The sequence below is a fragment of the Pseudarthrobacter sp. NPDC058362 genome, from assembly GCF_042723515.1.
Classification (GTDB): Bacteria; Actinomycetota; Actinomycetes; order Actinomycetales; family Micrococcaceae; genus Arthrobacter.
In genome coordinates, this window is the sequence record NZ_JBHXIW010000006.1 from 114,197 (window position 1) to 134,927 (window position 20,731).

Below are 20,731 nucleotides of genomic sequence, written 5' to 3' on the forward strand. Positions count from 1 at the left end.
GTCTGATGCTTATACGAAAGTTTACGGCGGAGGCTTCGCTAGGGCTTCGCCGCTCCTTTCCCCGAGGCTTACCGCGCCCGATACCCTTTCTCAGCCCTTTGGAGGCTCCCGTGTCCGAACTGAATGTGACCCCGCAAGAGATCCGTGGCGCCGCAATCGAAGTGCTCCGCGCCAACGACCTCGGCACCATGACCAGCGCAGCGCCCAACCTCTACCCGCACATGTGGAGCTGGGACGCGGCCTTCGTCGCCATCGGACTGGCACGGGTCAGCGTTCCCCGCGCCATTACCGAGATGCGGACCCTCCTCGGCGCCCAGTGGTCAACGGGCATGATCCCGCACATTGTGTTCAGCGCTAACGACACCGATTACTTTCCGGGCTTTGACCGGTGGGGAACGGAAAGTGCTGCTGCCCGCCCCGAAGGCGTCAAGACCAGCGGGATTTGCCAGCCGCCTGTCCACGTGATCGCGGTGCGGCATATCCTGGACCGCGGCCGTGAAAACGGCGGTACGGACCAGGCAGCGGCCGAGGCCTTTGTACGTGAGTCCTTTGACGGCTGGCTCGCCTGGCACCGCTGGCTCGCCGACGTCCGCGACCCGGACCGGGTGGGACTCATCGAAATCCACCACGGCTGGGAATCCGGTTTCGACAACTCGCCGCGCTGGGACGGGCCCTACGCAGCCATCCAGCCCGGCGCCGTCGAGCCGTTCGTCCGGCGGGACACCGCCCACGTTGCCGACGTCAGCGAACGCCCGGACGATTCCGAATACACCAAGTATCTGTGGCTGGTCCAGCAGATGGCATCCGTCCGCTTCGATGACCGAGCTGTACAGGAGATCGTTGACTTCCGCGTCCGCGACGTGTTCTTCTCGGCCATCATGGCAGCCTCCACCGAGGTCCTGGCCGGTCTTGCCCAGGAGCTGGGTCGGGAGGAAGCGCAGGAGCTGCGTGACCTTGCCGAGCGTTTCCGCGCCGGTGTGGCAGCGACGGTGGACCCGCATACAGGACTTGCCCGCGACTTCGACGTCCTGGCCGGACGCTGGATTGCCACCGAAACCGTTTCGGGCTTCGCCCCGCTGGTGGCCGGTGGCGACGAAGGCCTGTTGTCCCGGCAACGTGAGATGCTCCAGGGCCCTGACTGGATGGGCTTCCCGGGCCTTCGTTTCCCGCTGCCTCCCTCCACCTCGCCGGCCAGCGCCGCGTTCCGCCCCCGCACCTATTGGCGGGGACCGGTATGGCCGTTCCTGAACCTCCTGCTGGGCTGGGCCTGCGGCCGCGACGGCCAAGCAGAACTGGAGGAAAAGCTGCGTAGCACATCGCTGCGGCAGCTTTCGGACCTGCAGTTCGGCGAATACTATGAGCCGTTCACCGGCGAACCCCTTGGCAGCCTGGCCCAGGCGTGGACTGCCGCGGCGGCCCTCGAATGGCTGGCCGGATCCACCGACGGCCGGCCTGCCGCCTCATGAGCACGGTCCTGATTGCCTGCGACAAGTTCAAGGGAAGCCTGACCGCGCCCGAGGTATGTGACGCCGTGGCGGAGGGAATCCGGGCGGTCCGGCCGGGGGCCAACGTCATCCCGATGCCCATCGCTGACGGCGGTGACGGCACGGTGGCTGCCGCCGTCAGTGCCGGATACCGGCACATCACCTCGTCGGTCACCGGCCCGTCCGGCCAGCCTGTCTCCGCCGGGTTCGCGCTCCATCCGGACGGCGGGACCGCTGTCATCGAAATGGCCCAGGCATCCGGCCTGCTGCAGCTGGCGGGCGGCATTCCCGACCCGTTGGGTGCGACAAGTTATGGCACGGGCGAGCTGGTCGCAGCCGCGCTCGACGCCGGGGCCCGCCGGCTAGTCCTCGCGGTGGGCGGCAGTGCCTCCACCGACGGCGGCGCAGGCTTCCTCCAGGCCCTCGGCGCCCGCCTCACCGCTGGTGACGGGACCGCTGTTGCCCGCGGGGGAGGGGCGCTGGATACCCTCGCGTCCGTGGACTTCACCTCACTGGATCCCCGCCTTGCCGGCTGCGAAATCGTCCTGGCGTCCGACGTCGACAATCCCCTTCTGGGGCACGACGGCGCGGCTTCGGTTTACGGTCCCCAGAAGGGCGCAGGCGCCGAGGAGGTGGAGATCCTCGAAGAAGGCCTGGCGCACCTGGTCAGGGTGATGGAAGCGCAGGGGGTGCTGGCCGGCATGGCCGCCTTCCCGGGTTCGGGTGCCGCCGGTGGCATCGGTTACGCCGTCCTGGCGGTGCTCGGAGCCACGAGGCAGCCCGGAATCGACGTAGTCATGGACATCACCGGCTACCGCGAAACCGTCGCTGCCCTGGGTGCCGGGGACCTCGTGGTGACGGGCGAAGGGTCGCTTGACCTGCAGACCCTGAGCGGCAAGGCCGTGGCCGGGCTCGCGGCTGTTGCCCGCGACGCCGGTGTTCCCGTGATGGCCGTCTGCGGCCAGGGATCGCTTACCACGGAGCAGTTGGACACGCTGGGCATCCAGGGTTCGTTCCGCCTCACTGACCTTGAACCCGACACGGCACGCTGCATGTCCGAGGCAGCGGCATTGCTGACCACAGTGGGCCACCACGTCGGCAATACCCTGGCGGCTGAACGGGTCATGACGTGACCGGCGCCGGCCCGGCGATACTTCGGCCCGCTTCCGGGGCGGCTTCGGCCCGGACGGTCATTGGGCTGGACATCGGAGGCTCCAAAACCCATGGCATCCGCATCGTCGGCGACAGCATCATGGCTGACCGGCTAGCGGGCAGCGCCAACGTCCAGAATGTAAGCCGCGAAACCGCTTCCCGCCATTTGGGCGTCTTGCTTGGCTCGCTCGGCGCCGCTGATGCAGGCCGCGTCTACGTCGGGGCGGGCGGCGTGGACACCGAGGAAGACAAGGACGAGCTGCGCGGGCTTATCGCGCCGTACGCGCCTCACGCGGCGGTGACCATCATTCATGACACCCGGCTGATCCTTGCGGCAGCACACGTGCGCACGGGCATCGCCGTCATTGCCGGAACGGGCTCTGCTGTCTGGGGAGTCGACGGGCAGGGCACTGAGGTGCGTGCCGGTGGCTGGGGCTACCTCCTGGGTGATGAGGGAAGCGGATACTGGCTCGGCCGGGAAGCCGTCCGGCACAGCCTCCGGCGCTACGACCTCGGGCTGCCGGTGGATGAACTGACCGGCGCCCTGCTTGCAGATTGCGGCCTTAGCTCGCCCGAAAGCCTGATCCGCCATTTCCATGGTGATACGGACAGGGCCTACTGGGCCGCGAAGGCCCGGCTGGTCTTCGAGTCCGCGGACCGCGGCCACGCCGCCAGTGAGCGGATGGTTGCGCGGGCGGCGGAGAGCCTGGCCGAGCAGGTAGTGCAGGTCTCGCTTCGGCTCATGCACCCAGGACCGGTGGTGCTGGGAGGCGGTGTCGGCCTGAACCAGCCGGCGCTGGGCAGGGCGTTCACCGGCTATCTGGCCGCCCACGGGATCACTGACGTCAGGACTCTTGAGAACGATCCGGTATTCGGCGTCTCCTACCTTTCCCGGGAAGAATCGACGTTGTGACGGTCGAACGAACACCTGCCAGCCTGGGCGGCGCAACGTCCCACGGGCACCTGCTGAACCTGATCCGTTCGGCGGACGGACTTTCCCGCCAGCAACTCCTGGCTGAGACGGGCATGTCCCGAGCCACCCTTTACGAACGGCTGGAAGCCCTCCTCCGGCGCGGGTGGATCTACGAGGGCGAGGCGTTGGAGGCAACCGGCGGGCGCCGGTCCCGGAAGATCCGTTTCGATAGCCGCGGCAGGGTAGTCCTTGCCTTGGCGCTGGGCCAGACCCACGCAACAGTGGCGGTGGTGGACACGGACGGCTCGGAACTACGGTCCACCACCATCATCCATGACATCGGCGGGCCCGCCGGAGAGGTCCTGGGAAGGCTGACCGATGCAGGAGAGACGCTGCTCGCACAGGGCACCGGCGAAGTGCTGGTGGGCGTCGGCGTCAGCGTCCCCGCCCCCGTTGACGTGGCAAGCGGACACGTGGTGCATCCCACCACCCTTCCCGGCTGGCAGCCGGACGCCATAGTCGAGGCGGTCTCGCAGGCGTGGTCCGTGCCCCTGGTGGTGGAAAACGATGCCCGCGCGGCGGCGCTAGGCGAGTGGGAGGCGGGCCGGGGAACGCTGGTCTACGTCAAAGTGGGCACTGGCATCGGCTGTGGCATTGTGGTGGACGGCGAGATTCTCCGCGGAGCCCACGGCGCCGCCGGAGATATCGGCCACATCAGGATCACTGACGACGGTCCGCGCTGCCGGTGCGGTCGAAACGGCTGCCTGGCCGCCTACAGTTCAGGGCGTGCCATCGCCGACCGGCTCGCCGCGGAAGGCCTCTCCGATGTCGACGCCATCCGGCAGGCGGCCCTGGACGGGGGAAAGAGTTCGCTGGAGGCCCTCACACAGGCAGCGGAGGTGCTGGGCCGGGCGCTCGCCGCGACCATCACCACGATCAACCCTGACAGGCTCGTCCTGGGCGGCAGGATCGGCGCGCTTCCGGTCTTGGTGGACAACGTGAGCAGCCGTGTTTTCGCCGATGTGGTGGAGCGGATCGCAGACGGCCTCGTGGTGGAAGCAGGAGACCCCCACGACCGCACTGCCATCGCGGGGCTTGCAGCCCTTGTCATGCGGAAGGTCTACGACCCGGCGGCCATCGACCGCGCGCTGGCCCCGTCCGCTCAATAGGCGGAAGTTCGAGGGGCGGTGGTTGAGGAGCGGACCACCAGCCGGGCTTCGATGATTTCATCCGCCGGGCCAGCCGCGCCCGTTCCGTCTTCCACGAGCGACAGCAGGCGTTCCACGGCCCGGGAGCCCTGGGCGTGGGCCTGCTGGTCGATGGTGGTCAGGCCCAGGATCTCACCCATCTCGTGGCCGTCAACGCCGATCACGGACAGATCGGCCGGGATCCGGAGCCCCAGGTCCCGCGCCGCGAGCATTGCGCCGGCGGCCATCTCGTCAGAGGCGCAGAAAATGGCGGTGGGCCGCTCGTCGGGATCGGCCAGCAGGTGCTTGGCCTGCCGGTATGCATCGTTCATGGAATAGTCCGCGGCCAGGTTCCACGCCGGGCGGACGGGCAGGCCGGCGTCGGCCATCGCAGCCTCGTACCCGGCGCGGCGGCCGCCGGAGATCTTGAAGTGCCCGCCAAATTCCTGCTCGCCGCCCAGATGCGCCACGCGGGTGTGGCCCAGCCCCAGCAGGTGCCCGGTGGCCCGCCGTCCTACCGCTTCGTCGTCGATCCTGATGGTGGGGATCCCGGGGAGGGGCCCGCCCACCCCCACCACCGGGATCCCGGCCGAGAGGATCTGCTGCGTCTCGTGGTCGTTGAGCTGCAGGGACACGGCGATGACGCCGTCCAGCCGCTTGCGGAGCAGGAAGTCGCCCAGGACGGACTCGCGGTACCGGTCGCCCTGGAAGTCGTAAAGCGTCAGGTCATAGCCGGCATCCATGAGCGCGGAGTTGGTACCCTCCAGCAGCGTGGAGAAGTACCAGCGGTTCACGAACGGCAGGACCACCCCGACGTTGTGGCTCCGCCCGCTGGCAAGGCTCGAAGCGTGGTAGGACATGACGAAGTCCAGCTCACGGGCCGCGGCGGTCACGGCCAGCCTGGCCCGCTCGGAAACGCTGCCTTTGCCGCTCAGGGCGCGGGATGCCGTCGCCTGTGAAACCCCTGCCAGCCGGGCCACATCCTTTATTCCTGCCACTGACCCCTGCTGTTCCCCTTGGTTACATGCGCAGCCAGATGCACTGCGCAGGACCAAGCTTACGCTGGGCCGCCCCTTCGCTGTCGGTGGCCAGGAGGACCTCGAGGTCCGGCAGTTCAACCGCAGCGGCACCCATGTTCATCATCACCAGGATGCCGTTATTAACGAACGCGATGCACTCGGGACCAGCCGCGCCCTCCAGCCAGTCCAGGGAGCCTGCGCCCAGTCCCAATTCACGCCGCAGTCCCAGGGCGCGGCGGTACAGGGCAAGGGCGGAGGACGGATCCGCCGCCTGCACGTCGCGGGCGAGGGAGCCCCAGCCGTCGGGTTGCGGGAGCCACGAGGAGCCCGTGAGGTTAAAGCCTGCTGCCGGGGCGGCCGCTTCCCAGGGGAGGGGCACGCGGCACCCGTCCCGGCCAATCCGCTCACCCGCGGTCCGACGGTACGTGGGGTCCTGCCGGAAGGTGTGGTCCATCGTGGTGTGGTCCGGAAGCCCCAGCTCCTCACCCTGGTACAGGTACACGCCGCCGGGAAGCGCCAGCATCAGCATGGATGCAGCCGCCGCCCGGCGCAGCCCCAGCCCGGTATCCGGCTGGGGATCCTCCACGCCCAGGCCGTCACCCGGGCGGGCGGCCGGCTCCACGATGCCGAACCGCGTAGCGTGCCGGACCACGTCATGGTTAGACAGCACCCAGGTGGTGGGAGCGCCCACGGAATCGAACATCCGCAGCGAGCTTTCAATCACCGACCGCAGCCGCTCCGCGTCCCACGGCGTGCCGAGGTAGGCGAAGTTGAACGCCTGGTGCATCTGGTCCGGCAGGACCCAGTTGGTCAGCCGGGACAGCGGGTCGATGCTGGCTTCGGCGCAGAGGATGCGCTCGCCGTCGAACTCCGCCAGCACCTTGCGCCACTCCCGGTAGATGTCGTGGATCTCGGGCTGACCGAACATCGGCGCGAGGTGGCCGGGGTGCTCTTCGGTGCTGACGCCGTCGGGCCGCCCGTGCCAGTCCGGGAGCCCCTGCGCCTTGATCAGGGCGTGCGCCACGTCCACCCGGAAGCCCGCCACGCCGCGGCTGAGCCAGAACCGCAGGATCCGCTTGAACTCATCATGCACGGCCGGGTTGTCCCAGTTGAAGTCCGGCTGGGAGGAGTCGAACAGGTGGACGTACCACTGGCCGGGTTCGCCGGTGGGTTCCTCGATGCGGGTCCAGGCCGGTCCGCCGAAATGCGACTGCCAGTTGTTCGGCGGCAGTTCACCGTGTTCCCCGCGTCCGTCGCGGAACACGAACATCTCCCGCTCGGGGCTGCCGGGGCCTGCGGCCAGGGCAGCCTGGAACAGTGCGTGATCGGACGAACAGTGGTTGGGGACCAGGTCGATGATGACTTTGACGCCCAGCGAGTCCGCCCGCGCCACCAGCGCATCGAAGTCCGCGAGGGTGCCGAACATCGGGTCCACATCGCAGTAATCGGCCACATCGTAGCCGCCGTCACGCTGCGGCGAGACGTAGAACGGCGACAGCCACACAGCGTCCACTCCCAGATCCGCGAGGTGGTGCAGTTCGGCGGTGATACCGGGCAGGTCGCCCTCGCCGTCGCCGTTCAGGTCGCGGAACGAGCGCGGATAGACCTGGTAAATCACCGAGGAACGCCACCACTCGGAGCCTTCGTCGGCGGGGTGGACGGGGACCAGCTGCGCGGCGGAAAAGCCGGGCGCGGCGGGGGCGAGCGTGTTTGTCATCCGGTCATCCTAAGGGGTTAGACACATGAAATGGAACGGCTTCCAGTTAAGTATGACGCGGAAGCCGCAAAGCAAAATCACGATGTAGACGCATAGTTTGGAATCGCTTACAGTTGTGACTTGTCTCACCCGTGCCGGGCCGGCCATCGCCGCCGTCGTCCGTCAGCCGCGGTTACCACAAACGGGCGGATGCCCACTTACGAAGGAGGCGCGCCGGTGCGCACTTTTATCAAACCTTTGGCCCGCAAGGCCCGTTTAACGCTCACGACGGCGGCAGCCGTCTCCGTCATGCTCCTCGCCTCAGGGTGCTCCGGCAGCCAGGCCCCGGCCGGCAATGCCTCCGGCGCGCCGGCTGAAAGCGCTTCCGCCGCCCCCGCCGCAAGCGGCGCCCCGGAGCGCGGCGACGCCGACCTGGTCATCTGGGCCAACGGCCCGGTCGTCCAGGCGCTGCAGCCCATCGCGGACAAGTTCGGCGAGGAGAACGGCATCACGGTGGAGGTGCAGACGGTGGCCACCGAACTGCAGACCAACTTCGTCACGGCCAATGCCTCCGGCAATGGCCCGGACATCGTGATGGGCGCGCACGACTGGATCGGCAACCTGGTCCAGAACGGCGCCATCGATCCCGTCCAGATCACCGCGGAGCAGAAGAAGGAACTCCTCCCCGTGGCCACGGACGCCGTCACCTACAACGGCCAGACCTACGGCATGCCGGCCTCCGTCGAGTCCTTGGTCCTCATCCGGAACAAGGCGCTCGCTCCCAAGGAACCCGCCACGTTCGAGGAACTCCTGGCCGCCGGTGAAGCGGCAGTCACCGCCGGCAAGGCCGAACGGGCGCTGAACCTGCAGGTGGGCCCCAAGGGTGACGCCTACTTCATGCAGCCCCTCTACTCCTCCGCGGGTGGCTACCTGTTCGGCAAGAAGGCCGACGGCAGCTTCGACCCCTCGGACCTGGGCGTGGGCAAGGAAGGCTCCATCGCCGCGGCCAAGAAGATCGCGGCGCTCGGCGAAAAGGGCTCCCGGATCCTGAGCACGTCCGTCAGCTCGGACAACTCGATCGCCCTCTTCAACCAGGGCAAGACCGCCTTCATGGTCAACGGCCCCTGGGCCCTCGGCGACGTGAAGAAGGCCGGCATCGACTACGCCATCAGCCCCGTCCCCGGCTTCGCCGGCATGAAGCCCGCCCAGCCCTTCACCGGCGTGCAGTCCTTCTACGTCGCCTCCAAGGGCAAGAACAAGTCCTTCGCAGAAACCTTCGTCCAGGCCGTCGCCTCCCAGAAGGAAACCCAGCGTGCGCTCTACGAGGCCGTGTTCATTCCCCCGGCCAACGCATCCCTGATCGAGGAAGTAGCCAAGAACAACCCGGAGACAAAGATCGCCGCTGATGCGGCCGCCGTCGGAATTCCCATGCCTGCCCTGCCGCAGATGGCTGCCGTGTGGGCGCCGCTGGGCCAGGCTGAGGCCGCCATCGCCGGCGGTGCGGACCCCACTGCGACCATGACGCAGGCCGGCAAGACCATCGCCGGTGCGCTGAAGTAACGTTCCATGACCACACGACTCAAGAACGCCCCGGGGAAGGCGGTGGGGCCCGGTCTGTCGCTGGGCTCCACCGCGTCGGTCCCGGCGCTGCTGGCCAAGATCCTGGGCCTGGGCGCCGTGCTCGGTGCGGCCGTCTCGCTGACCCCGCTGCTTTTGGCCGGCGGCGAGTGGGCCATGCTGGCAGGTCTATGGGCCGGTGCTGCCGGCCTCCTCGCCGTCTACTCCACCAAACGCATGGTGCCGCTGAAGTACCTGGTTCCCGGCACCCTGGTTCTTACCGTTTTCGTGCTCTTGCCGATTCTCTCCACGGTCCAGCTCTCCTTCACCAACTCCGGTGACGGGACGCGCGGGTCCAAGGAAGATGCGGTGTCCACCATTGTCCGGAACTCCGTGACGCAGTTGCCGGAGTCGAGGACCTTCAACCTCACCGTGGGCACCAAGGGTTCCGCCACCGAGGGCCCGTTTACGTTCTTCCTGGTCGAGGCGCCGTCCAACGACGTCTTCGAAGGAGACGAAAAGGGCCTCCGCCCTGCAGCGGACGACGACGTCACGGTGGACGGCGGGTACGTCCGGGCCGCGGAGGGGTACACGATCCTCACCGGCAAGGAGGTCAACGCCGCAGGTCCAAACATCAGTGCGCTGACGGTCCCCACTGACAAGGGCGCCATCCGCGCCCAGGGCATCAACCGCGCCTTTGAAGGTGTCCAGACCCTGACGTACGACGCCGGCGCCGACGCCATCACCGATTCCGTTACCGGAAAGGTGTACACGGTCAAGCAGTTTGGTGACCGCGAATACTTCGCAGATGCCACCGGCGCCAAGGGTTTCGACCAGAGCTGGGAACGCAACGTGGGCTTCGCCAACTACGTCCGGCTCTTCAGTGATCCCCAGATCCGCGACTCCCTGCTGGGCTCGTTCGTATGGACCCTGGCCTTCGCCGTGGGTTCCGTGGGCACCACCTTCGTGGTGGGGCTGCTGCTGGCGGCAGCGCTGAACGATCCGCGCGTCCGGGGACTGAAGCTTTACCGCGCCGTGATCATCGTGCCGTACGCCATCCCGGTGTTCATTTCATTCATCGTGTGGCAGAGCTTCTACAACAAGGATTTCGGGCTCATCAACTCCATGCTGGGCGGGGCGAAGATCGACTGGCTGGGTGATCCGTTCCTGGCCAAGGTGGCCGTGCTGCTGACCAACCTTTGGGTGGGTTTCCCGTACATGTTCCTGATTGCCACGGGTGCGCTGCAGGCGCTGCCGCAGGACATCGCCGAGGCCGCCAAGATCGACGGCGCCAGCACCTGGACCACGTTCGCCAGGGTCCAGTTCCCGCTGCTGCTCGTGGCGGTGGCACCGCTCCTGGTGTCGTCCTTCGCGTTCAACTTCAACAACTTCAACGTGATCCAGCTGGTCACCGGCGGTGGACCCTTCCCGGCCAGCGGCGGGCAGATCGGCGCAACGGACATCCTGATCAGCGGCGCCTACCGCATCGCGTTCGGCGGTGCCGGAGCCGAGTTCGGTTTCGCGTCCGCCATTTCCGTCGTCCTGTTCATTGTCACGGCAGTGCTTGCAGGCGTCCAGTTCCGCTACACCAAGGCCTTGGAGGATGTGCGATGACCAATCTGCTGACTGAAGCGCCGGTTGAAACCGCCCGGCCGGCCCGGCGCGGACCGTCCCGGGTCCGCAAAAACGGGCTGGAAATGCCCCGCGGCGGGCGCTGGTGGCGCGAAGTGGGATGGCGCCACGCCGTGGGCCTGGCCGGTGTCGCCTTCGCAGGCTTTCCGGTGCTGTACATCATCTCCGCCGCGTTCAACCCGCTGGGCAGTGTGGCCACCACCGAGCTGGTCCCCAGCAGTTTCAGCCTGATGAATTTCGAGACGCTCCTGGGTGGATCCAAGGGACCGTTCGGCACCTGGTACCTGAACACGTTGATCCTGTGCGCTGCGGTCTCCGTTGCCCAGGTGTTCCTGAGCACCCTTGCCGCCTACGCGTTTTCCCGGTTCCGCTTCTACGGGCGGCGCGGCGGGCTGCTGGCCCTGTTGCTGGTCCAGATGTTCCCGCAGTTCCTGGCCGTGGTGGCCCTGTTCCTCATGATCGCCAAGTTCGGCGAGGTAGTGCCGGCCATCGGGCTGAACACCCTGGCCGGGTACGGGCTGGTGCTGATGGGCGGGGCGCTGGGACAGGTCTGGCTGATCAAGGGCTTCTTCGATTCCATCCCGCATGAGCTGGACGAGGCCGCGCGGATTGACGGTGCCGGCCACTTCCGCACGTTCACCAGTGTGATCCTCCCGCTGATCCGGCCGGTTCTGGCCGTCACGGGGCTCCTGGTGTTCGTCGCGGTGATTGGCGAGTACATCCTGGCCAGCATCTTCCTGACGGACAACAGCGTTAAGACCCTCGCCGTGGGTATGTTCGGCATCATCGCCGGTGACCGCAGCAACAACCTGGGCGTCTTCGCGGCGGGATCGGTACTCATCGCCCTGCCCGTGCTCCTGCTGTTCCTCTACCTGCAGAAGTTCATTGTGGGCGGGCTGACCGCGGGTTCCGTAAAGTAGTCAGCTTGCTTATCAGTTTGTGCTTTCCTAGGCTGGACCCTGTCAGGCAAGCGAATCTCCAAGCCAAGGAGGAACCATGTCAGAACACAGCATTGCAGGCAAGAAGGTCGCGTTCCTGCTGACCGACGGCGTGGAACAGGTTGAACTGACCAGCCCGTGGCAGGCCGTGAAAGAGGCCGGCGGCGAGCCCACGCTGGTGGCGCTGAAGGCCGGCCGGCTGCAGGGCTTCAACGGCACCGACAAGGGCGACACGTTCGACGTCGACATCACCGTTGGCGAGGCAAGCGCGGGCGACTTCGACGCACTCGTCCTCCCGGGCGGTGTCGTCAACGCGGACCACCTGCGGGTGGACGGCGACGCGCAGGCGTTCGCCCGGGCGTTCTTTGAGCAGCATAAGCCGGTGGCCTCCATCTGCCACGGCCCCTGGCTGCTGATCGATGCCGGCGTCATCCGCGGCCGCAACGTCACCTCATACCACACGCTCCAGACGGACCTGAAGAACGCGGGAGCCAATTGGTCGGACCAGGAGGTGGTGGTTGACCAGGGCTTGGTCACCAGCCGCAAGCCGGACGACCTCCCGGCGTTCAACAGCAAGCTGGTGGAGGAAATCGCCGAAGGCACCCACGCGGGCCAGACCGCTTAAAGGCCGATCCCGGCCCGGTTCTACGGGGCCAAGTGTTCCCTCAGGGTTAAGAGAAAAGTCCGGATGGAGGAATGACTCCTGCCGGTAGAGTGTTGGAATCTGCAGCGACGCCGATCGCGTGCCCCACTCATTACTCCCTGAGGGAACACCCATGTCTACAGAAGTCTCTTCAAACGCCTCCGGCAAGCCCGTCCAGGCCGCTGAAGCGCAGCCGTCCGCACCGGCGAAAATGTCCCGTGAATCGGTGACGGTCATCGCCACGCTGCTGGTGGCCACATTCGTGGTGATCCTGAACGAAACCATCATGAACGTGGCCCTGCAGCGGCTCATGGTGGACCTGGGCGTGGACGCCCCCACCGTGCAGTGGCTGGCCACCGGGTTCATGCTCACCATGGCAGTGGTCATACCCACCACCGGTTTCATCCTGCAAAGCCTCACCACCCGTGCAGTCTTCATGCTGGCCATGGGCCTCTTCAGCATCGGCACTGCCCTGGCCGCGGCCGCGCCGGGCTTCGAGGTGCTGCTGCTGGCCCGTATCATCCAGGCCGGCGGCACGGCCATCATGCTGCCGCTGCTGATGACCACCATCCTCACGCTGGTTCCGGTGGCAAGGCGCGGCGCTGTCATGGGCAACGTCAGCATCGCCATCTCCGTGGCACCGGCAATGGGTCCTACCGTCTCCGGGCTCATCCTGGAGCACTTCACCTGGCGCTTCATGTTCGTTTTCGTCCTGCCGGTCGCCCTCGCCGCCCTGGCCATCGGCGCCAAGTACCTCACCAACGTGGGGGAAGCTGAAAAAGCCAGGCTGGACTTCCTCTCGGTGCTTCTCACCGTCCCGGCGTTCGGCGGCCTGGTCTACGGCCTGAGCCAGATCGGCGGCGGACACGGCGGGCAGGCCGGTCCGGGCGCTGTCCCCATCGCAGCCCTGGTCATCGGCGTGGCAAGCCTGGCTGTTTTCATCCTCCGCCAGGTCCGGCTGCAGAAGTCCCAGGCGCCGCTGCTGGACCTCCGGGCCTTCAAGTTCCGGATGTTCACAGTGTCCGTGCTGCTCATGGTGGTTGCCATGATGTCGCTGTTCGGGGGAGTGATCCTGCTGCCGCTCTACCTGCAGGAGATCCGCGGGCTGGGCTCCCTGGAGACCGGCCTGTCACTGCTCCCGGGCGGACTCGCCATGGGCCTGCTGGGCCCGGTCATCGGCCGTCTCTTTGACAAGGTGGGCCCGCTCCCTCTCACCGTCACCGGCTCGATCCTCCTGGTCCTGAGCCTCTTCCAGTTCTCCAGGCTCGACGCCGGCACGCCGGTCTGGTGGATCATCGTGCTGCACGTAGGCCTGAGCTTCGGCCTGGCACTGCTTTTCACGCCGGCGTTCACCACCGGCCTGAACCCGCTGCCCCCGCACCTGTATTCGCACGGATCCGCCATCATGAGCACCACCCAGCAGGTGGCGGGCGCGGCAGGAACGGCCCTGCTCGTATCCATTTTCGCGGTGGTAAGTACGACGGCGGGCCTCGTCGCCGGGATGAGCGCCGCCTTCCTGGCGGCAGCCGTCATAGCCGTTGCCGCCGTCGTACTCTCCGCGATGATGCGTAAGACGGATGGTGCGGCCGTCCCCACTGCCGCCCACTGATCCAACCAGGTAGCGCTAAGTGCCGTTTTGGGGGTCCAAAACGGCACTTAGCGCTACCTAGTTGGGTTAGCCGGAGTAGAAGTCGCTCAGTTCCTTGATCAGGCGGTCCGGGGCCTTAAGGACGTCGTCGTGGCCCATGCCCGGCAGGATGGTGTAGCTGGAGCCGGACAGGACGTCGTGGATCTGGCCGCATGCCACGCCAAAGTAGGCCGGGCTCTTTTCGCCCACCACGATCAGCGTTTCCAGCGGCAGCTCCAGGAACGGTTCGGCGGGCATGTCCGCGGCGATGATGGCCTTGATTTCGCGTACGCAGGTGCGCATCAGCTCACGCTGCTGCTTGCCCATCGGTGTTGCCGCCGTGAGCTTATTGGCCAGGGTCAGCATGGACAGCGGCATCCGGGAGGAGAAGGATCCGCCGGCCTCCAGGCCGCGCTGCAGGACGGCCAGGGCGCGGTCGTCATCCCCCGCCGCCACAGCGCGCTCGTATTCGGCCGTCCAATCCGCCTTGACGCTGTGGTTGACGGAAACGGCGGGGTCGTAGACCGCGAGCCGCTCCACCGGCAGGGTCCGCGCCGCGTGCAGGGCAACGGCCCCGCCGAAGCTGTGGCCGAACACGTCCGTGCTCGAGGTGTGCTTCATCACCGTATCGAGGTCACGGATGTCCACGTCCAGCGTGTAGTCCTCAGGCTGCGGCGATGACGTGCCGCGGCCCCGGCGGTTGAATGTGTGCACCGGCCGGCCGAGCGCAGCGCTCAGTTTTTGGGCGAACTTCGTGTAATCGGCGGCCGTGACCATGGAGGGCGGGACGACAACCACGCCCGATCCGGCCGAGGCCAGGTCCAGTCCGGTGGAGAAGAGCTCCAGAGTGCCGCCGTCGGGGGTCCTGATGTTCTCGCGCGTCATTCCCCGAGCCTAGCGGAGCAAGCTGGGTGCAGGGAGTACCCGCACCGGCCGCCGCCCGGACTCAGCCCTTGAAATACGCGGAAATGTCGGTCACCAGTTCCCCCACCGCCGCGGGGATGGACCCGTGGAAACACTTTGGGGAGAGCTGGTACGTGCTGCCGGGCACGGCCGCATGCAGCCGCTCCGCAGTGGCCTTGTAATACGAAGGGCTCTTTCCGCCGGCCATGAAGTGGGTGTTGGCCGGAAGGACGCTGAAGTCCCGGGCGTGGTCCACCTCGTTGTACGCCGCCCGGAGCTCACCCACCGCGCTGGGCATCACTTCGCGGAGCAGCCGGTTGACCTTGGTCCGGGACAGCACCGCCATCAGGCCTGCCAGGACGGGTTCCGGGATCCGGGCAATGGCCGATCCCGGGCTGGTGGCCTTCTTCATGTGCGCCAGGGCGTGGCCTACCCGGCCACGGTTCACGGCGTCCTCAAACCCGTCCAGCCAGGCGGTGTCGATGCTGCCGTCGATATTCACTGCGGCGTCGTAGACAGCGAGCTTGTCCGGAACGTATCGGGTGCCGGTGAATTCCTGGACCGCGTTCAGGGCCACGGAGCCGCCCAGGCTGTGGCCCAGGATGTTCCGGGCGCCGGTAGCATCCAGGATGGTCCGCACGTCCTCGATCTCGGTTGCCATGGAGTAGTCGGGCGGCTGCGGGGAGGAGCTGCCCCGGCCCCTGCGGTCGTAGACGTCAACGGCCCACCCGTCGCCGAGGCCTTTCGCCAGGGCCACGGAAAAGGGCCGATAGATCAGGGCGGTGAGGAAAGCCCCGCCGATCAGCAGCACCCGGCGGTCTCCCGGCGCATCTTCGGTGCCGTAGCTGTACAAAGCCAGCCGGCCGCCGTCGTACGTTGGAATTTCCTGTTCTTCCACCCGTCCCATCCTAGGCGGGAACGGGGGAGCGAAGTCCCGGTAAACTTGTCCATTGTGACTTCCCAAAACACCCCCGCGCCCAAGAACGCCCCGGAACCCCTCGACGCCAGCGAGCAAATGCGGATCCGCATGGAAAAGCGCGCCAAACTCATCGAGCGCGGCACCGAGGCCTACCCGGTGGGTGTGGAGCGGACGCATTCTCTCGCCGAGATCCGGGAGAAGTACGCCCACCTCGAGGCTGACGACACCACCGGAGATATTGTTGGCGTCACCGGCCGTGTGGTTTTTGTGCGCAACACCGGCAAGCTGTGCTTCGCCACCCTCCAGGAAGGCGGCACGGACGGCAAGGGCACCCGGCTCCAGGCGATGCTGAGCCTTGCCAACGTGGGCGAGGAAGCGCTCGCCGACTGGAAGGCCCTGGTTGACCTCGGCGACCACGTGTTCATCAAGGGCGAGGTGATTTCCTCCCGCCGCGGCGAGCTCTCCGTCATGGCCGAGTCCTGGTCCATGGCCTCCAAGGCGCTCCGCCCGCTGCCCGTGCTGCACGCTGACCTGAACGAGGAGACCCGGGTCCGGCAGCGCTACGTGGACCTGATGGTCCGCGACGAAGCGCGCGAAATGGTCTACACCCGCGCTGCCATCACCCGCTCCATCCGGGAGACGCTGTTCCGCCACCGCTACGTGGAGGTGGAAACGCCCATCCTGAACCTGGTCCACGGCGGTGCCCTTGCACGCCCCTTCGAGACCCACATGAACGCCTTCGACCAGAAGATGACCCTCCGCATCGCCACCGAGCTGTACCTGAAGCGGGCCGTGGTGGGCGGGATCGACCGCGTCTACGACATGGGCCGCGTCTTCCGCAACGAGGGCGTGGACTCCACCCATAGCCCCGAATTCACCACCCTTGAGTGCTACGAGGCTTGGGCGGACCAGTTCGTCATGGCGGAGCGCATCAAGGAGATCATCCTCGACGCCGCGGATGCCGTGGGTGCCGGCCGCACCATCCAGACGGAGGCGGGGGAGATCAACCTCGACGGCGAGTGGAAGTGGCTGGCCGTCTACCCCGGATTGTCCGACGCCGTTGGGCAGGAAATCACTCCGGACACTCCCCTTGAGGTGCTTCGCGAGGTTGCGGCAAAGCACGAAGTCAAGGTCGACCCCAAGTGGGACGCGGAGAAGCTCGCGGTGGAACTGTTCGGCGAAATTGTCGAACCCACGCTGCTGAACCCCACCTTCGTCTACGACTACCCGCCGTCCGCGCAGCCGCTGGCCCGTCCGCACCGCGAGGACGGCCGGCTAATCGAAGCCTGGGACCTGATTATCGGCGGCATGGAGCGCGGCACAGCCTTCTCCGAGCTGATCGACCCCGTGATCCAGCGCGAGCGGTTGACCGAGCAGTCACGCCATGCTGCCGCCGGCGACGACGAAGCCATGCAGCTGGACGAGGACTTCCTGCGTGCCCTGGAATACGGCGCGCCGCCCATGGGCGGGATCGGCCTCGGCATTGACCGCCTGGTGATGCTGTTCACCGGCGCCGGTATCCGCGAAACCATCCTGTTCCCCCTGCTGAAGCCTGAAGGGCACTGACCGTGGAATACGTAGCTGTCCTGCTTCCCTCGATCGTGGTGGGCCTGCTGTTCTGGTTCGCCATGAAGTCGATTTTCAACGCGGACAAGGCGGAACGGCAGGCAGAAGCCAAGGCCCAGGAAGAAGCGGAAGCCCGGGCTGCCTCGCCCGAGAACCGCCCTGACGCCGATTCCCAATAGATAAGTCCATTTGTTTGCGGCCTCCATTCCGGGCCGGCCATTAGCCGCTTTGACGCGTTGCCATAAAAAGGGTCATACTTTTATCGGAAACATCCTGCTTTTCTGAAAAACCACCTTTCAAAGAGGAAGGCCTTTAATGGCACAGAAAGTAAACATCGTCCTTGTGGACGATCTGGATGGGGGACCCGCAGATGAGAATGTCCGGTTCGGCCTTGACGGGACGAACTACGACATTGACCTATCGGCTGCCAATGCTGCTGAACTCCGCTCTGCCCTGGAACGCTATGTAGCGGCCGGGCGGAAGAGCTCCAGCGGTCGGACTGCCCGGACCAAAGCGCCGTCGGGGGGACGCGGCAATGAGTCTGCGCAGATCCGGCAGTGGGCCCGGGATAACGGTTACACCGTTAACAGCCGGGGCCGAATTCAGGCCGAAATCCAGGAAGCCTATCAAAAGGCAAATTCCTAGGACTCATCTGCAGTTGCGGTAAAACGCTTCAAACGATAAGCCCCGCCTCCGCCGGTTCCGGCAGGGGCGGGGCTTTCGTTTTTAGCGAAATTGGACAGGCGCCTGAATTTTTTGGTTCTGACCGGCCGAAGGATTTTGTGATGGGCAACTGTGCCGGCCGGACGCCCGGCCCGGTCCAGCCCGCCCCCGGACCTCTCACTGGTCCGGGTTTCCCCTGTGGCGAACACGCTCCCCAACGCCGGGCCCGCCACGTAGCATCAAAGTACGTCGTAGCTAGGAGTGTGGCGAAATGTTTGAGCGATTTACGGACCGTGCCCGTCGCGTAGTTGTGCTTGCCCAAGAAGAGGCACGCATGCTGAACCACAATTACATCGGTACCGAACACATCCTCTTGGGTCTGATCCACGAGGGTGAAGGTGTTGCCGCCAAGGCTCTGGAGTCCTTGAGCATTTCGCTCGACGGCGTTCGCGAGCAGGTGCAGGAGATCATCGGGCAGGGCCAGCAGGCTCCGTCCGGTCACATCCCCTTCACCCCCCGCGCCAAGAAGGTGCTGGAGCTCTCGCTGCGCGAGGCGCTGCAGCTGGGGCACAACTACATCGGCACGGAGCACATCCTGCTGGGCCTCATCCGCGAGGGTGAAGGCGTTGCTGCGCAGGTGCTGGTCAAGCTTGGCGCAGACCTGAACCGGGTCCGCCAGCAGGTCATCCAGCTGCTCTCCGGCTACCAGGGCAAGGAGACCACGGGCGCAGGCGTCGGCCAGGGACAGGCCGAAGGCACTCCCGCCGGGTCCGTGGTCCTTGACCAGTTCGGCCGCAACCTGACGCAGGCGGCGCGCGAGAACAAGCTTGACCCCGTGATCGGGCGCGAGCACGAGATGGAACGCGTCATGCAGGTCCTCTCCCGCCGCACCAAGAACAACCCCGTCCTGATCGGTGAGCCGGGCGTCGGCAAGACCGCCGTCGTCGAGGGCCTGGCCCAGGCGATCGTCCGCGGCGACGTCCCCGAGACCATCAAGGACAAGCAGCTCTACACCTTGGACCTCGGATCCTTGGTGGCTGGTTCCCGCTACCGCGGTGACTTCGAGGAGCGCCTGAAGAAGGTCCTCAAGGAGATCCGCACCCGCGGCGACATCATCCTGTTCATCGATGAGATCCACACCCTCGTCGGCGCCGGTGCCGCGGAAGGCGCCATTGACGCAGCCTCCATCCTCAAGCCCATGCTGGCCCGGGGCGAGCTGCAGACCATCGGCGCCACCACGCTGGACGAATACCGCAAGCACATCGAGAAGGACGCTGCCCTGGAGCGCCGCTTCCAGCCGATCCAGGTCAAGGAACCCTCCGTGGCGCACGCCATCGAGATCCTCAAGGGCCTGCGCGACCGGTACGAGGCGCACCACCGCGTCACCATTACCGACGGCGCCCTGGCCTCCGCGGCCAGCCTCGCCGAGCGCTACATTTCGGACCGCTTCCTGCCGGACAAGGCGATCGACCTGATCGACGAGGCCGGCGCCCGCCTGCGCATCCGCCGCATGACCGCTCCGCCGGAGCTCAAGGCCATGGACGAGCGCATCGCCAAGCTGAAGATGGAGAAGGAATCCGCCATCGACGCGCAGGACTTCGAAGGCGCCGCATCGCTCCGCGACAAGGAGCAGAAGATGATTGCCGAGCGTTCCGAGAAGGAACGCCTCTGGAAGTCGGGCGGCATGGATGACATCTCCGAGGTGGATGAGGACCTCATCGCCGAGGTGCTGGCCAATTCCACCGGCATCCCCGTGTTCAAGCTGACGGAGGAAGAGTCCACCCGCCTGCTGAAGATGGAAGACGAACTGCACAAGCGTGTGGTGGGCCAGGACGAGGCCATCAAGGCACTGTCCCAGGCCATCCGCCGGACCCGTGCAGGGCTCAAGGACCCCAAGCGGCCCGGTGGCTCCTTCATCTTCGCCGGCCCCACCGGCGTCGGCAAGACCGAGCTGGCCAAGGCCCTCGCGGAGTTCCTGTTCGGCGAAGAGGACGCCCTCATCACGCTGGACATGTCCGAGTACTCCGAGAAGCACACCGTCTCGCGGCTCTTCGGTGCCCCTCCGGGTTACGTGGGCTACGAGGAAGGCGGCCAGCTGACCGAGAAGGTCCGGCGCCGTCCGTTCTCCGTCGTGCTTTTCGACGAAGTGGAGAAGGCCCACGCGGACCTCTTCAACTCGCTGCTGCAGATCCTGGAAGACGGGCGCCTGACCGACTCCCAGGGCCGCGTGGTGGACTTCAAGAACACCGTGATCATCATGACCACCAACCTGGGTACCCGGGACATCTCCAAGAGTGTCGCCACCGGCTTCCAGTCCGGCACCGACACGCAGACCGGCTACAACCGCATGCGTGCCCGTGTGACGGAGGAGCTCAAGCAGCACTTCCGCCCCGAGTTCCTGAACCGTGTGGATGACGTCGTGGTGTTCCCGCAGCTGACCCAGGACGAGATCATCGAGATCGTGGATCTGTTCGTCACCCGGCTGGAGAAGCGCCTCAAGGACAAGGACATGGGCATCGAGCTCACCAAGGAAGCCAAGGTGCTCCTGGCGACCCGTGGCTACGATCCCGCCATGGGTGCCCGGCCGCTGCGCCGCACCATCCAGCGCGAGATCGAGGACCAGCTCTCCGAGAAGATCCTGTTCGGCGAGCTGCACCCCGGCGACATAGTGGTGGTGGACGTCGAAGGCGAAGGCGACGACGCCAAGTTCACGTTCGCAGGCAACGCCAAGCCGCGCATCCCGGAGATCGCACCCAGCGTCTAACCAGCGCCTGCCAAAAGCCCCGCCACTCCGCAAGGAGCGGCGGGGCTTTTGGCTTGTGGGGCCGGCGG

At 66.5% G+C, this 20,731-nt stretch carries 17 protein-coding genes; 13 read left to right on the forward strand and 4 right to left on the reverse strand.

Annotated elements, in window-relative coordinates:
• Nucleotides 1-110: 110 nt before the first annotated feature.
• Genes ACFWIX_RS12830 through ACFWIX_RS12845 form a run of 4 tightly spaced genes read left to right on the forward strand, consistent with a single transcriptional unit; the run spans nucleotide 111 to nucleotide 4,718 of the window.
• Nucleotides 111-1,466 (forward strand): glycogen debranching protein, encoded by a 1,356-nt coding sequence (locus ACFWIX_RS12830; protein ID WP_377216509.1) that lies wholly within the window; start codon nucleotides 111-113, stop codon nucleotides 1,464-1,466.
• Nucleotides 1,463-2,617, forward strand: coding sequence for a glycerate kinase (locus ACFWIX_RS12835; protein WP_377216510.1), 1,155 nt, complete (start codon nucleotides 1,463-1,465; stop codon nucleotides 2,615-2,617). Before ACFWIX_RS12830 ends, ACFWIX_RS12835 begins: the two co-directional genes overlap by 4 nt.
• A complete protein-coding gene (locus ACFWIX_RS12840) occupies nucleotides 2,614-3,549 on the forward strand; it encodes an N-acetylglucosamine kinase (RefSeq protein ID WP_377216511.1) in 936 nt (311 codons plus the stop codon). The genes ACFWIX_RS12835 and ACFWIX_RS12840 overlap by 4 nt, the downstream gene beginning before the upstream one ends.
• On the forward strand, nucleotides 3,546-4,718 hold the full coding sequence (locus ACFWIX_RS12845) for an ROK family transcriptional regulator (protein ID WP_377216512.1): 1,173 nt from the start codon (nucleotides 3,546-3,548) through the stop codon (nucleotides 4,716-4,718). Before ACFWIX_RS12840 ends, ACFWIX_RS12845 begins: the two co-directional genes overlap by 4 nt.
• On the opposite strand, the gene ACFWIX_RS12850 is transcribed toward ACFWIX_RS12845, so the two are convergent.
• Together ACFWIX_RS12850 and ACFWIX_RS12855 are read right to left on the reverse strand one after the other, a co-directional pair.
• On the reverse strand, nucleotides 4,712-5,734 hold the full coding sequence (locus tag ACFWIX_RS12850; protein ID WP_377216513.1) for a LacI family DNA-binding transcriptional regulator: 1,023 nt from the start codon (nucleotides 5,732-5,734) through the stop codon (nucleotides 4,712-4,714). The genes ACFWIX_RS12845 and ACFWIX_RS12850 overlap by 7 nt on opposite strands.
• 22 nt (nucleotides 5,735-5,756) lie before the next feature.
• On the reverse strand, nucleotides 5,757-7,472 hold the full coding sequence (locus ACFWIX_RS12855; protein WP_377216514.1) for an alpha-amylase family glycosyl hydrolase: 1,716 nt from the start codon (nucleotides 7,470-7,472) through the stop codon (nucleotides 5,757-5,759).
• A gap of 216 nt (nucleotides 7,473-7,688) precedes the next feature.
• Between ACFWIX_RS12855 and ACFWIX_RS12860 the strand changes: the two genes are divergently transcribed.
• The 5 genes from ACFWIX_RS12860 to ACFWIX_RS12880 all read left to right on the forward strand — a co-directional run bounded on the left by ACFWIX_RS12860 (nucleotide 7,689) and on the right by ACFWIX_RS12880 (nucleotide 13,830).
• Entirely contained in the window at nucleotides 7,689-9,011 is a 1,323-nt protein-coding gene (locus ACFWIX_RS12860) for an extracellular solute-binding protein (protein ID WP_377216515.1), read from the forward strand.
• Nucleotides 9,012-9,017: 6 nt separating this feature from the next.
• On the forward strand, nucleotides 9,018-10,622 hold the full coding sequence (locus ACFWIX_RS12865) for an ABC transporter permease subunit (protein ID WP_377216516.1): 1,605 nt from the start codon (nucleotides 9,018-9,020) through the stop codon (nucleotides 10,620-10,622).
• On the forward strand, nucleotides 10,619-11,560 hold the full coding sequence (locus ACFWIX_RS12870; protein WP_377216517.1) for a sugar ABC transporter permease: 942 nt from the start codon (nucleotides 10,619-10,621) through the stop codon (nucleotides 11,558-11,560). The genes ACFWIX_RS12865 and ACFWIX_RS12870 overlap by 4 nt, the downstream gene beginning before the upstream one ends.
• A gap of 76 nt (nucleotides 11,561-11,636) precedes the next feature.
• Nucleotides 11,637-12,203, forward strand: coding sequence for a type 1 glutamine amidotransferase domain-containing protein (locus ACFWIX_RS12875; RefSeq protein ID WP_377216518.1), 567 nt, complete (start codon nucleotides 11,637-11,639; stop codon nucleotides 12,201-12,203).
• Nucleotides 12,204-12,354: 151 nt separating this feature from the next.
• Entirely contained in the window at nucleotides 12,355-13,830 is a 1,476-nt protein-coding gene (locus ACFWIX_RS12880) for a DHA2 family efflux MFS transporter permease subunit (protein ID WP_377216519.1), read from the forward strand.
• Nucleotides 13,831-13,896: 66 nt separating this feature from the next.
• Here the strand turns inward: ACFWIX_RS12880 and ACFWIX_RS12885 are convergent, their stop codons facing one another.
• Nucleotides 13,897-14,733, reverse strand: a complete 837-nt coding sequence (locus tag ACFWIX_RS12885) for an alpha/beta fold hydrolase (protein ID WP_377216520.1) — start codon at nucleotides 14,731-14,733, stop codon at nucleotides 13,897-13,899.
• A 61-nt stretch (nucleotides 14,734-14,794) separates the two neighbouring features.
• Nucleotides 14,795-15,658, reverse strand: coding sequence for an alpha/beta fold hydrolase (locus ACFWIX_RS12890; RefSeq protein WP_377216521.1), 864 nt, complete (start codon nucleotides 15,656-15,658; stop codon nucleotides 14,795-14,797).
• 45 nt (nucleotides 15,659-15,703) lie between these two features.
• On the opposite strand from ACFWIX_RS12890, the gene lysS reads away from it, so the two are divergent.
• From lysS to ACFWIX_RS12910, 4 genes are all read left to right on the forward strand, one after another.
• Complete coding sequence (gene lysS, locus ACFWIX_RS12895; RefSeq protein ID WP_377216522.1) at nucleotides 15,704-17,236, forward strand: lysine--tRNA ligase; 1,533 nt, start codon at nucleotides 15,704-15,706, stop codon at nucleotides 17,234-17,236.
• Between the two features lie 2 nt (nucleotides 17,237-17,238).
• Nucleotides 17,239-17,415 (forward strand): hypothetical protein, encoded by a 177-nt coding sequence (locus ACFWIX_RS12900; protein WP_377216523.1) that lies wholly within the window; start codon nucleotides 17,239-17,241, stop codon nucleotides 17,413-17,415.
• 136 nt (nucleotides 17,416-17,551) lie between these two features.
• Entirely contained in the window at nucleotides 17,552-17,881 is a 330-nt protein-coding gene (locus ACFWIX_RS12905; RefSeq protein WP_377216524.1) for an Lsr2 family protein, read from the forward strand.
• A 289-nt stretch (nucleotides 17,882-18,170) separates the two neighbouring features.
• Nucleotides 18,171-20,663: an ATP-dependent Clp protease ATP-binding subunit gene (locus ACFWIX_RS12910; RefSeq protein ID WP_377216525.1), complete on the forward strand. Its 2,493-nt coding sequence runs from the start codon at nucleotides 18,171-18,173 to the stop codon at nucleotides 20,661-20,663.
• Nucleotides 20,664-20,731 lie beyond the last annotated feature (68 nt).

What these genes read in the sequence shown, in the direction of transcription:
- ACFWIX_RS12885 (WP_377216520.1), bottom strand. Translation starts at nt 14,733, where the DNA reads ATGACGCGCGAGAACATCAGGACCCCCGACGGCGGCACTCTGGAGCTC.
- ACFWIX_RS12890 (WP_377216521.1), bottom strand. Translation starts at nt 15,658, where the DNA reads ATGGGACGGGTGGAAGAACAGGAAATTCCAACGTACGACGGCGGCCGG.
- ACFWIX_RS12880 (WP_377216519.1), top strand. Translation starts at nt 12,355, where the DNA reads ATGTCTACAGAAGTCTCTTCAAACGCCTCCGGCAAGCCCGTCCAGGCC.
- ACFWIX_RS12910 (WP_377216525.1), top strand. Translation starts at nt 18,171, where the DNA reads ATGTTTGAGCGATTTACGGACCGTGCCCGTCGCGTAGTTGTGCTTGCC.
- ACFWIX_RS12855 (WP_377216514.1), bottom strand. Translation starts at nt 7,472, where the DNA reads ATGACAAACACGCTCGCCCCCGCCGCGCCCGGCTTTTCCGCCGCGCAG.
- ACFWIX_RS12865 (WP_377216516.1), top strand. Translation starts at nt 9,018, where the DNA reads ATGACCACACGACTCAAGAACGCCCCGGGGAAGGCGGTGGGGCCCGGT.
- ACFWIX_RS12905 (WP_377216524.1), top strand. Translation starts at nt 17,552, where the DNA reads ATGGCACAGAAAGTAAACATCGTCCTTGTGGACGATCTGGATGGGGGA.
- ACFWIX_RS12870 (WP_377216517.1), top strand. Translation starts at nt 10,619, where the DNA reads ATGACCAATCTGCTGACTGAAGCGCCGGTTGAAACCGCCCGGCCGGCC.
- ACFWIX_RS12835 (WP_377216510.1), top strand. Translation starts at nt 1,463, where the DNA reads ATGAGCACGGTCCTGATTGCCTGCGACAAGTTCAAGGGAAGCCTGACC.
- ACFWIX_RS12875 (WP_377216518.1), top strand. Translation starts at nt 11,637, where the DNA reads ATGTCAGAACACAGCATTGCAGGCAAGAAGGTCGCGTTCCTGCTGACC.